At 73.7% G+C, this 11,665-nt stretch carries 10 protein-coding genes; 5 read left to right on the top strand and 5 right to left on the bottom strand.

Annotated features, from left to right (window positions below; genetic code table 11):
• Positions 1-91 precede the first annotated feature (91 nt).
• The 5 genes from ACWIX6_RS02535 to ACWIX6_RS02515 all read left to right on the top strand — a co-directional run bounded on the left by ACWIX6_RS02535 (position 92) and on the right by ACWIX6_RS02515 (position 6,606).
• Positions 92-235 carry a hypothetical protein gene (locus ACWIX6_RS02535; protein WP_448615280.1) on the top strand — a complete coding sequence of 48 codons (144 nt, stop codon included), beginning with the start codon at positions 92-94 and terminating at the stop codon, positions 233-235.
• A 141-nt stretch (positions 236-376) separates the two neighbouring features.
• The gene (locus ACWIX6_RS02530; RefSeq protein WP_448615279.1) at positions 377-1,933 is read left to right on the top strand and encodes an FAD-linked oxidase C-terminal domain-containing protein; all 1,557 of its coding nucleotides are present in this window, start codon (positions 377-379) and stop codon (positions 1,931-1,933) included.
• Between the two features lie 10 nt (positions 1,934-1,943).
• A complete protein-coding gene (locus ACWIX6_RS02525; RefSeq protein ID WP_448615278.1) occupies positions 1,944-3,242 on the top strand; it encodes an FAD-binding oxidoreductase in 1,299 nt (432 codons plus the stop codon).
• Complete coding sequence (locus ACWIX6_RS02520; protein WP_448615277.1) at positions 3,242-4,651, top strand: (Fe-S)-binding protein; 1,410 nt, start codon at positions 3,242-3,244, stop codon at positions 4,649-4,651. Before ACWIX6_RS02525 ends, ACWIX6_RS02520 begins: the two co-directional genes overlap by 1 nt.
• A gap of 185 nt (positions 4,652-4,836) precedes the next feature.
• On the top strand, positions 4,837-6,606 hold the full coding sequence (locus ACWIX6_RS02515; RefSeq protein WP_448615276.1) for an L-lactate permease: 1,770 nt from the start codon (positions 4,837-4,839) through the stop codon (positions 6,604-6,606).
• A 62-nt stretch (positions 6,607-6,668) separates the two neighbouring features.
• Here ACWIX6_RS02515 and ACWIX6_RS02510 read toward each other — a convergent pair whose 3' ends face one another.
• The 5 genes from ACWIX6_RS02510 to dnaK all read right to left on the bottom strand — a co-directional run bounded on the left by ACWIX6_RS02510 (position 6,669) and on the right by dnaK (position 11,640).
• On the bottom strand, positions 6,669-7,172 hold the full coding sequence (locus tag ACWIX6_RS02510; RefSeq protein ID WP_448615275.1) for a MarR family winged helix-turn-helix transcriptional regulator: 504 nt from the start codon (positions 7,170-7,172) through the stop codon (positions 6,669-6,671).
• 47 nt (positions 7,173-7,219) lie between these two features.
• Positions 7,220-7,678 (bottom strand): heat shock protein transcriptional repressor HspR, encoded by a 459-nt coding sequence (locus tag ACWIX6_RS02505; protein WP_448615274.1) that lies wholly within the window; start codon positions 7,676-7,678, stop codon positions 7,220-7,222.
• The gene (dnaJ, locus tag ACWIX6_RS02500; RefSeq protein ID WP_448615273.1) at positions 7,675-8,913 is read right to left on the bottom strand and encodes a molecular chaperone DnaJ; all 1,239 of its coding nucleotides are present in this window, start codon (positions 8,911-8,913) and stop codon (positions 7,675-7,677) included. The genes ACWIX6_RS02505 and dnaJ overlap by 4 nt, the downstream gene beginning before the upstream one ends.
• 116 nt (positions 8,914-9,029) lie before the next feature.
• Entirely contained in the window at positions 9,030-9,668 is a 639-nt protein-coding gene (gene grpE / locus ACWIX6_RS02495; protein WP_448615272.1) for a nucleotide exchange factor GrpE, read from the bottom strand.
• A 91-nt stretch (positions 9,669-9,759) separates the two neighbouring features.
• Positions 9,760-11,640: a molecular chaperone DnaK gene (dnaK, locus tag ACWIX6_RS02490; protein WP_448615271.1), complete on the bottom strand. Its 1,881-nt coding sequence runs from the start codon at positions 11,638-11,640 to the stop codon at positions 9,760-9,762.
• Positions 11,641-11,665 lie beyond the last annotated feature (25 nt).

The raw sequence follows: 11,665 nt of genomic DNA, 5'->3' as shown, positions 1-11,665 counted from the left end.
GAACCTCCCGCATCTCGGAAGGTGCACCCACTTGCGGCGTCCCGGACCGAGCGGCGCGCGCCCAGCGCGGCACCGACACGCAGGGAGAGCCATGAGCACGGTGCAGGCGGTCGACGAGGGCGGGACGGCGGGCCCCGTCCGCCGGCCCTGCGGAGGTGCCCTCGCCCCCGCCGGATGGGACGATGCCCGCGCCCCGTCCACCGGGACGGCACCGGCGGACGAGCGCATGCCCTGAACGAACCACCGGTGGGACACGGGGGCCCCGGCACCCCCGGTCCCTCCCCCGGACGGCGCGGATGCACGTCCGCGCCGTCCGGGGTCGCACCACCACCGAACGAGCGGTACACACCAGGTCCGGCGACGAAGGCGGAGCCTCATGAGCGGTACGCACGGCACGGAGACCACGGCAGGCCCGATCGAGGGCGCCGTCCCACCCGAGGCCACCTCGGCCACCGGGGAGCCCGGGGACAACAGCGCGGGCATCGAGGCGGTGGGCCGGGTGGCCCGCTCCGTCCTCCCGGACACCGGCGTCATCTCCGACCCCACCCAGCTGCGCACGTACGAGTGCGACGGGCTGGCCCACTACCGGGTCACCCCCGCCCTCGTGGTGCTCCCCGAGACCACCGAGCAGCTCGCCGCGGTCGTGCGGGCCTGCAGCGAGCACGGCGTGCCCTTCGTCGCCCGCGGCTCGGGCACCGGCCTGTCGGGAGGGGCCCTCCCCCGCGCCGACGGCGTCCTGCTCGTCACCTCCCGGATGCGCACCATCCGCGAGGTGCGCCGCGAGGACCAGCGGGCCGTGGTCGAGCCCGGCGTCATCAACCTCGACGTCACCCGGGCCGCCACGCCGCACGGCTACTACTACGCCCCCGACCCCAGCAGCCAGCAGATCTGCTCGATCGGCGGCAACCTCGCGGAGAACTCCGGCGGCGCGCACTGCCTGAAGTACGGCTTCACCAGCAACCACGTGCTCGGCACCGAGCTGGTCACCCCGCAGGGCGACGTGGTGCAGCTGGGCGGGCTGGCCCCCGACGCCCCCGGCTACGACCTGCTGGGCACCGTGGTGGGGTCGGAGGGCACCCTCGGCATCGCCACGACCGCCACCGTCCGGCTGGTCCGGCTCCCCGAGGAGGTCCGCACCCTGCTGGCCGGGTTCGCCTCCACCGACGAGGCGGGCGCGGCGACGTCGGCGATCATCAGCGCCGGGGTGCTGCCGGCCGCGATCGAGATGATGGACGCCCTGGCCATCGAGGCGGCCGAGGCCGCCGTGCACTGCAACTACCCCGCCGGCGCCGGCGCGGTGCTGGTCATCGAGCTGGACGGCCCCTCGGCCGAGGTGGAGCACGAGTACGCCGAGGTCGAGCGCATCTGCCAGGAGAACGGCGCCTTCGAGCTGCGGCTGGCCATCGACGCCGCGGAGCGCGCGCTGATCTGGAAGGGCCGCAAGTCCGCCTTCGCCGCGGTCGGCCGGATCAGCCCGGACTACATCGTCCAGGACGGCGTCATCCCGCGGACCGCGCTGCCCGAGGTGCTCCGCGCCATCGCCGAGCTGTCGTCGTCCTCCGGCGTCCGGGTGGCCAACGTGTTCCACGCCGGCGACGGCAACCTGCACCCGCTGGTGCTCTTCGACGACGCGAAGCCCGGCGCCGGCGACGCCGCGGAGAAGGTCAGCGGCGCGATCCTCGACCTGTGCATCTCCCACGGCGGGGCGATCACCGGGGAGCACGGCGTGGGGGTGGACAAGGCGGCCTACATGCCCAAGATGTTCACCGACGACGACCTGGACACCATGCAACTGGTCCGCTGCGCCTTCGACCCGAACAACATCAGCAACCCGGGCAAGGTCTTCCCCACCCCGCGGCTGTGCGGCGAGGTGCCCGGCAAGCGCAAGCACGCCCACCCGCTGGTCGAAGCCGGCCTCGCCGACGCCTTCTGAGGGGCCCGAGATGACCACTGCTGCCCGGACCCGGTTCGACGCCGCCCGCACCGCCCTCTCCTCCGCGTGCGGCGAGGTCGTCGACGGCACCCCGGCCGACGCCGTCGACGGGGTGCCCGCCGCCCTGGTCGCGCGGCCGGCCAGCACCGAGGAGGTCGCCGAGGTGCTCCGCGCCGCGGCGGTGTACGGACTGGTCGTCGTCCCGCGCGGTCGCGGCACCAAGACGACCTGGGGGCGCCCGCCGGAGCAGGCCGACCTGGTGGTCGACCTCAGCCGGATGTCCGCGGTGCTGGACCACGCCGCCGGCGACCTGATCGTGGACACCCAGGCCGGCGCCCTGCTGGCCGACGTGCAGGCCACCGTCGGCTCGGCGGGCCAGCGGCTCTCCATCGACGAGGCCGTGCCCGGCTCCTCGATCGGCGGGACCCTCGCCACGAACATGAGCGGTCCCGGCCGGATGGCGGTCGGGACCGCCCGCGACCTGCTCCTGGGCGTCACCGTGGTGCGCGCTGACGGCGTGGTCGCCAAGGCCGGTGGCCGCGTGGTGAAGAACGTCGCCGGCTACGACCTGGGCAAGCTGACCATCGGGTCCTTCGGCACGCTGGCCGTGATCACCCAGGCGGTCTTCCGGCTGCACCCGGTGCCCGCTGCCCGGCGGGTGGTCACCGTGTCCACCGACTCCCCGCACGACGCCCAGCGCCTGGTGCAGCAGCTGCTGCACGCGCAGTTGGTGCCGGCCGCGGTCGAGGTCGACTGGACGGGCGGTGGCGGCACCATCGGGGTGCTGCTGGAGGGCACCGAGGCCGGGGTCGAGGGGCGGGCGGCGGCCACGGTGGCGCTGCTCGGCGGCGACGCCGCGTCCTCCGCCGACCTGCCGGCCGGTTGGGGCCGGCTGCCCTGGGACGGCGGAGCGCCGACCGACGGCGGGGCCGCCGCTGCCGGCCGCGCCACCGCGCTCAAGGCCACCTTCGCCCTGTCCGGGCTGGCCTCGGTGCTCGACGCCGGGCACCGGGGCGCCACGGCGGCCGGGACGACCCTGCACCTGCGGGGCTCGGCGGGCGCCGGGGTGCTGGCCGGGTCGCTGCCGGCCGGGACCGACGTCGACGCGGTCCGGTCCGTCGTGGGCCGGCTGCGCGCGGCGTGCACCGCCGCGGGCGGGGCGCTGGTGGTCCTGGACGGACCACCCGAGGTCAAGGCGGGCATCGACACCTGGGGGCCGGTCCCGGCCCTGGACCTGATGCGCCGCGTGAAGGAACAGTTCGACCCCGAGCGCCGCCTGGCGCCCGGCAGGTTCGTCGGAGGCATCTGATGAGTGAGCAGTCCGCCCAGGCCCGCGTGACGGAGCAGGAGCCGCAGGGCGACCCGCAGAAGGCCGGGGCCCTCGCGCACGGGCCGGTACCGGTCGACGGCCCGGCCCTGCGGCCGGCCTTCGACGACGACCACCCTCCGTCGGCCGAGCTGATCAGCGACTGCGTGCACTGCGGTTTCTGCCTGCCCACCTGCCCGACCTACACGCTGTGGGGGGAGGAGATGGACTCCCCGCGCGGCCGGATCGACCTGATGAAGTCCGGTCTGCAGGGCGCGCCGATGACCGACACGATGGTGCAGCACTTCGACGCCTGCCTGGGCTGCATGGCCTGCGTGACCGCGTGCCCCTCCGGCGTCCAGTACGACGCGCTGATCGAGGCCACCCGGGTCCAGGTGGAGCGGCACCACACCCGCGCGCCGGGCGACCGGGCACTCCGGGCGGCGATCTTCGCGCTGTTCCCGCACAAGAAGCGGCTGCGTGCGCTGCGGGGCCCGCTGCGCGCCTACCAGGCCAGCGGACTCCCCAAGGTGGTCCGGCGCAGCGGCCTGCTGGAGAAGCTCGCACCCAAGCTCGCCGCCATGGAGGGCCTCGCCCCGCCGCTGGAGAAGCGCGAGAAGCTGCCCGAGCGGGTGGCCGCCGTCGGCACCCGGCGGGCGGTCGTCGGCCTGCTTACCGGCTGCGTGCAGGGCGAGTTCTTCCCCAACGTGAACGCGGCCACCGCCCGGGTGCTGGCCGCCGAGGGCTGCGACGTGGTGATCCCGCGCAAGCAGGGCTGCTGCGGCGCGCTGTCGGTGCACAACGGCCGCCAGGAGAAGGCGGAGAAGTACGCCCGGGCCACGGTCGACGCCTTCGAGGCCGCCGGGGTGCAGACGGTGGTCGTCAACGCCGCCGGCTGCGGGTCCAGCATGAAGGAGTACGCCGCGATCCTCGCCGACGACCCGGCCTACGCCGAGCGGGCGAAGGCCTTCGCCGCCTCGGTCCGCGACGTCTCCGAACTGCTCGCCGAGCTGGGCACCGTCGCCGAGCGGCACCCGCTGGAGGTGACCGTCGCCTACCACGACGCCTGCCACCTGGCGCACGCCCAGGGCGTCCGGGCGCAGCCGCGGACCCTGCTCAAGGAGGTCCCCGGCCTGCAGCTGAAGGAGATCGCCGAGGCCGAGCTGTGCTGCGGCTCGGCCGGCATCTGGAACATCCTCAACCCCGAGCCGGCCCGTGAGCTGGGCGACCGCAAGGCCCGCAACATCGCGGCAACCGGCGCCGAGCTGCTCGTGACGGCGAACCCCGGCTGCCTCATGCAGGTGTCCTCGTCGCTGGAGCGGCAGGGCACCCGGATCGGGCTGGCCCACACCATCGAGGTCCTCGACGCGTCCATCCGGGGCCTGCCGGTCAGCACGCTCGGCCCGCAGTAAGAGGACCCCCGTCCTCTTCACCCCTCGCAGGCTCGGGGTGAGCCTCTGGACGGGGGCCGACAGGTCACCGTTCGGTGACGACCGCTTGCACGGGGAAACCGTCGCCGTCACTCTTCCCAGGGCCCAACGGCCCACCGCTCCACCGCACCGTCCCCACGCCCCTCCTCACGACGAGGTGAGACCCGATGTTCGAACAGGTGCTGGACCCCGTAGCGGGTTCGCTGGGCCTCAGTGCCCTCTGCGCCGTCTTGCCCCTGATCACGCTGTTCGTCCTGCTGGGCGCCTTGAAGGTGAAGGCCTGGATCGCCGGCCTGGTCTCCCTGCTGGTGGCCATGCTGGTGGCGATCGTCTTCTTCCGGATGCCGGTGGACCAGACGCTGCTGAGCGCGACCGAGGGCGCGGCCTTCGGGTTCTTCCCGATCCTCTGGATCGTCATCAACGCGATCTGGGTCTACAACCTCACGGTGGAGACCGGGCACTTCGACGTGCTGCGCCGGTCCTTCGAGAAGGTCAGCCCTGACCAGCGGATCCAGGCCATCATCATCGCCTTCTGCTTCGGCGCCCTGCTCGAGGCGCTGGCCGGCTTCGGAACCCCGGTGGCGATCAGCGTGGTCATGCTGATGGCGCTGGGCTTCGCGCCGCTCAAGGCCGCCGTGGTCGCCCTGATCGCCAACACCGCCCCGGTGGCGTTCGGCGCGCTGGCCACCCCGATCATCACCCTGGCGACGGTGACCTCCGGGGTCAACGACGACGCCCGGCTGACGACGGAGACCCTCGGCGCGATGGTCGGCCGGCAGACGCCGATCCTCGCCGTCTTCGTGCCGCTGCTGCTGGTGTTCGTCGTCGACGGCAAGCGCGGGCTGCGCCAGACCTGGCTGCCGGCGATCGTCTCCGGCGTCGCCTTCGCGATCGCCCAGTTCGTGGCGGCCAACTACATCTCGGTCCCGCTGACCGACATCATCGCCGCTCTCGTGTCGGCTGCCGCCGTCGTCGCCCTGCTGCGCGTGTGGACGCCGGTGGAGTCCCCCGACCTGGCCCGCCACGACCGGGCGACGGTCGGCGGCGGTTCGGCGGGCGGGTCGGCCGGCGTCACGGCCGGCGAGGAGCTGGGCGGACGACCGGGCGAGCAGGACGCCCGCGACGACCACGCCCCGGGGACCGGGCGACACGGTGGCGGGGGCGGCTCGGGCGCCCCGGTCAGCGACAGCGGGTCCGAGGTCTTCAAGGCCTACGCCCCCTACCTGATCATCATCGTGGTCTTCTCCCTGTTCAGCCTCGCGTCGGTCAAGGCGTTCTTCGCCGAGCCGCCGTGGACGATCAAGTTCCCGTGGCCGGGACTCAACGTCTTCGGCCCCGGCGCCGATGCCCCTCTGGCGTCGGTGACCTACACGTTCAACTGGTTCAGCTCCGCCGGCTCGCTGATGATCTTCGCCGGCATCCTGACGATGCTGGTGCTCAAGATCTCCCCGGCCCGCGGGCTCAAGGCCTACGGCCGCACGTACGCCGAGCTCAAGTGGGCCATCGTCACGGTGATGGCGGTGCTGGCGCTGGCCTACGTGATGAACCAGTCGGGGCAGACGACCACGCTGGGCGCCTTCCTGGCCCAGACCGGCGCCTTCTTCACCTTCATCTCGCCGATCCTGGGCTGGATCGGCGTCGCGGTGACCGGTTCGGACACGTCGGCGAACGCCCTGTTCGGCGCCCTGCAGGTGCAGACCGCTGCCCGGGCCGGCCTGGACCCGGTGCTGCTCGCGGCGGCCAACACCTCCGGCGGCGTGCTGGGCAAGATGGTCAGCCCGCAGAACCTGGCCATCGCCGCCGCGGCGGTGGGGATGGCCGGCCGGGAGGGCGAGATCTTCCGCAAGGTGTTCGGCTGGAGCCTCCTCCTGCTGTTCTTCATGTGCATCCTGGTCGTGCTGCAGGCCACGGTGCTCAGCTGGATGATCCCCGGCTGAGGAAGGACCACAGTGGGCCACCCCGGAGCTCTCCGGGGTGGCCCACTGTCGTACGGCCCCGATTACTGGTCGGCGCGTTCCTCGGCCTCACGGGCGTCGCCCAGCCGGTTCAGCCGGTTCAGCAGCACGGCCAGGGTGGCGACGTCGGAGGTCGGCCAGTCGGCGAGGTCGGCCTCCCACCGGACCCGGCGGGCGTCGCGCAGCTCGCTGAGCCGCCGGTGGCCCTCCGCGGTCGTGGACAGCACCTGCGCCCGGCCGTCGACGGGGTCCGCCGCCCGGTCGACCATGCCGAGGTCCACCAGGGCGGCCACCTGCCGGCTGACCGTGCTCTTGTCCAGTCCCAGCCGGGCCACCACGTCACTGGCCCGCAACGGCCCGGCGTCGTCGAGCAGCACCAGCAGCCCGTAGGCGGCGCCGTCCAGGTCCCGGTGCAGCTCACCGCCCAGCCGGCCGGAGATGGCCCGGGCCCGGCGCAGCAGCAGCGCGACCTCGCGTTCCAGGCGGACGAACGCCTCGTGGGCGTCCAGCGACTGGTCCGCGTCGACCGTGTCAGGCGTTGTGCTCACATGGTCCTCCACGCGCCGCGGGCCCGGCGCGTTCCCCGGGGACGGGTTCACGGCCGTGCCGCCGGCCGCCACACGACCAGCGCCGAACCGGGGCTGGACAGCGGCACCAGGTCGCGCCGGTAGCCCGCGGGGACGGCGGACTCCGCGGCGATCCGCCGGTGCTCGGAGACCTCGAGCTCCTCGAGCAGCTCGCGGACGCGGTCCTGCAGCGCCTCGACCTGCGACTCGAGCTCGATGATCCGCTTGATCCCGGCCAGGTTGACGCCGTCCTCCTGGCTCAGCCGCTGCACCTCCCGCAGCAGGGCGACGTCCCGGGGGCTGTAGCGCCGGCCTCCGCCCGGGGTGCGCCCCGGCCGCACCAGCCCCAGCCGGTCGTACTGGCGGAGGGTCTGGGCGTGCATCCCGGCCAGCTGGGCGGCCACCGAGATCACGAAGACCGGCGCGTCCTCGGCGACGGGGCCCGGCGCCCGCCGGGGGTCCGGGACGCCGGCCTGCGGGGCGGTCACCGCGCGCCTCCGGCCCCCAGCGCCGCGGTGATCTCCGGCCGCGGGTCGTCGGGCAGCTCGGTGGCGAGCTTCTCGATGGCCTCCCGGGCACCCGGCGTCAGCTTCTTGGGCACCGCGATCTCCACGGTCACCAGCAGGTCCCCGGTGGGGCCCTTGCCGGGCACACCGCGGCCGCGCACCCGGAACGTCCGCCCGCTGGCGGTGCCCGGCGGCACCTTCAGCGACACGGGGGCGTCCAGCGTGGGCACGGTCAACGTCGTGCCCAGCGCGGCCTCGGCGAAGCTGATCGGCACGGTCAGCGTCAGGTCGTTGCCGCTGCGGCCCAGGAGGTCGTGCCCGGAGACGTGGACGACGACGAACAGGTCGCCCGCCGGTCCGCCACGGCGCCCGGGGGCGCCCTTACCGGCCAGCCGGATCCGCTGCCCGTCCTTCACCCCGGCGGGGATCCGCACGGTGATGGTGCGGATCTGGGTGGTCACCCCGCTGCCCCGGCACTCCGGGCACGGGTCCTCGACGACCGACCCGGTGCCGCGGCACTCCCGGCAGGGTTCGGAGAAGGCGAACGCGCCCTGGCTCCGGCTGGTGACGCCGGCGCCGTTGCACACCGGGCAGGTGTGCGGGCTGGTGCCCGGCCGCGCGCCGCTGCCGTGGCAGGTGGCGCAGGTGCCCGGGCTCTGCATCCGCAGCGGCACGGTGACGCCGAGGACGGCCTCGTCGAAGGAGAGGGTCGCCTCGGTCTCGACGTCCTGGCCGCGCGCCGGGCCGGACGCCGCCTGGCTGCGGCTCCGCGGGCCGGCGGTGCCCCCGGCGCCGCCGAACAGCCCGCCGAAGATGTCCCCCAGTCCCCCGCCGGCCCGGCCGCCGGCGCCACCGGGGCCCCCGGCGCCGCCGAAGAGGTCACCGAGGTCGAACGTGGTGCCCGAGCCCCCGCCGGGGAAGCCGCCGGCACCATCGGGGAAGCCGCCGCCGGCCGCGCCGGGGCGGAAGCCGCCCGACCCGAACAGCCGGCGGGCCTCGTCGTACTCGGCCCGCCGCTTGGGGTCGGACAGGACGTCGTAGGCCTCCGAGACCTCCTTGAAGCGGGTCTCGGCCCCGGCGTTGTCCGGGTTCTTGTCCGGGTGCAGCTCGCGGGCCAGCTGCCGGTAGGCCTTCTTGATGGCCGCGGCGTCGGCGTCCTTGGCGACGCCGAGCGCGGCGTAGTAGTCCTTCTCGATGAAGTCGCGGGTGTTGCTCATCGTTGCTCCGCAGGGGAACCGGACCTGCTGGGCTCACTCATCGGGTGCCCCCTTGCTGCGGTGAGCGGCCTCCGCGGCGCGGAGACCGGAACGGACGGGAGAGGGACCGGCCACGCTCAGCCGGCGGCCGGGCCCGCGGGCTCCTGCCGCTGACCCGTCGCGGCCGGGTCACCGGCCGGGGGCGCGGCGGGGGCGTCGGCGACCTCGCCGTCCACGGTCCCACCGTCGGGGAAGCCGTCCCCGGAGGCGGCAGCGGACGGGGCGGGCGCCTCGGGATCGGTGACCCCGACCATCGCCGTCCGCAGCACCCGCTCGCCGCGCCGGAAGCCCGGGCGCAGCACGGTGGTGGCGGTCGGCACCGACACGTCGGGGGACGTGTCGTGCAGCACCGCCTCGTGCAGGGCGGGGTCGAACGGGTCGCCGGCCTGGCCGAACGCGGTCACGCCGAGTCCGTCGAGCAGACCGAGGACGCGGTCGGCGACCACCTTGAAGGCGCCGGTCAGGTCGCCGTGGTCGCGTGCGCGCTCGATGTCGTCGACGATCGGGAACAGCTGGCCGGCGAAGCGCTCGGCCGCCTGGTCCACGACGAGCACCCGGTCACGCTCGACCCGGCGCCGGTAGTTGGCGTACTCGGCGGTGACCCGCTGCAGGTCCTCGGTGCGCTCCGCCAGCTGGCGGCTCACGTCGTCCGGAGCCCCGCCGTCGGCCGGCTGACCGGTGACCGCGGCGTCCATCTCGCTGTACTGCTCGCTCATCTGTTCTCCCTGTACCGGTGCGCGGTCGGAGTGGGACGCGCGTCCCCCCGGCCCGGTCGCCCGGGCCGGGGGGACGCGCGAGGGGGGACCGTCAGCGCTTGTCGGCGTCCTCGTCCACGATCTCGGCGTCGACGACGTCGTCGTCGCTGCCCGTCGTGGCACCCGGCTCACCGGCCGGGTCGCCCGGGGCACCGGCGGCACCGGCCGCGCCGGGTGCACCGCCGTCCTGGGCGGCCTGCGCGTAGAGCGCGCCCCCGACCTCCTGCGAGACGCGGGCGACCTTCTCCTGCGCGGTCTTGATGGCCCCGATGTCCGAGCCGCCGAGGGCGGACCGCAGCTCGGTCAGCGCCTCACCGAGCTCCTCCTTCTTCTCGGCCGGGATCTTCTCGCCGTTCTCGGCCAGGAACTTCTCGGTCTGGTACTGCAGCGACTCGGCCAGGTTGCGGGTCTCGGCCTCCTCGCGGCGGCGCTTGTCCTCCTCGGCGTGCGCCTCGGCGTCCTTCATCATCCGCTCGATGTCGTCCTTGGGGAGCGCCGAGCCACCGGTGATGGTCATCGACTGCTCCTTGCCCGTGCCCAGGTCCTTGGCGTGGACGTGCACGATGCCGTTGGCGTCGATGTCGAAGGCCACCTCGATCTGCGGGACGCCGCGCGGCGCCGGGGGCAGACCGGTCAGCTCGAACATGCCGAGCTTCTTGTTGTAGGCGGCCATCTCGCGCTCGCCCTGGAAGACCTGGATCTGCACGCTGGGCTGGTTGTCGTCGGCCGTCGTGAAGATCTCCGAGCGCTTCGTCGGGATCGTGGTGTTGCGCTCGATGAGCTTGGTCATGATGCCGCCCTTGGTCTCGATGCCCAGGGACAGCGGGGTGACGTCGAGCAGCAGGACGTCCTTGACCTCGCCGCGGAGCACACCGGCCTGCAGCGCGGCACCCACGGCGACGACCTCGTCGGGGTTGACGCCCTTGTTGGGCTCCTTGCCCCCGGTCAGCTCACGGACGAGCTCGGTGACGGCCGGCATCCGGGTGGAGCCACCGACGAGCACCACGTGGTCGATCTGGCCGAGGGACACACCGGCGTCGCGGATCGCCTGGTTGAACGGGGCCTTGGTGCGGTCCAGGAGGTCCTGGGTCATCCGCTGGAACTCCGCCCGGGTGATCGTCACGTCCAGGTGCAGCGGGCCCTCGGCACCGGCGGTGATGTAGGGCAGGTTGACGTTGGTCGACTGCGCGCCGGACAGCTCGATCTTCGCCTTCTCGGCGGCCTCCCGGAGCCGCTGCATCGCCAGCTTGTCCTTGGACAGGTCGATGCCGCTCTGCGCGTTGAAGGTCTGCACGAGGTGCTTGACCACCCGCTCGTCCCAGTCGTCGCCACCGAGCTTGTTGTCACCGGCGGTGGACTTGACCTCGATGACGCCCTCGCCGATCTCCAGCAGGCTGACGTCGAAGGTGCCGCCACCGAGGTCGAAGACCAGGATGGTCTGCTCGGTCTCGCCCTTGTCCAGGCCGTAGGCCAGCGCGGCCGCGGTCGGCTCGTTGACGATGCGCAGCACGTTCAGGCCGGCGATCTCCCCGGCCTCCTTGGTGGCCTGGCGCTGGGCGTCCTCGAAGTACGCCGGGACGGTGATGACCGCCTCGGTGACCGGCTCGCCCAGGTAGGTCTCGGCGTCCCGCTTCAGCTTCTGCAGCACGCGGGCGCTGATCTCCTGCGGGGTGTACTGCTTGCCGTCGATCGAGCCGGTCTTCCAGCTCGTGCCCATCTCGCGCTTGACGCTGCGGATGGTGCGGTCGACGTTGGTGACGGCCTGGTTCTTGGCCGACTGGCCGACCAGGACCTCGCCGTTCTTCGCGAACGCGACGACGGACGGCGTGGTGCGCGCGCCCTCGGCGTTGGCGATGACGGTGGGCTCGCCGCCCTCGAGGACCGCGACGACGGAGTTGGTCGTACCGAGGTCGATGCCGACTGCTCGTGCCATGGGAAGGGCCTCTCTTGTCGTTCCG

This window comes from Modestobacter sp. URMC 112 (assembly GCF_053502575.1).
The sequence above is the reverse complement of the archived record's forward strand: the minus strand, read 5'-3'. Positions and strand labels throughout refer to the sequence as shown.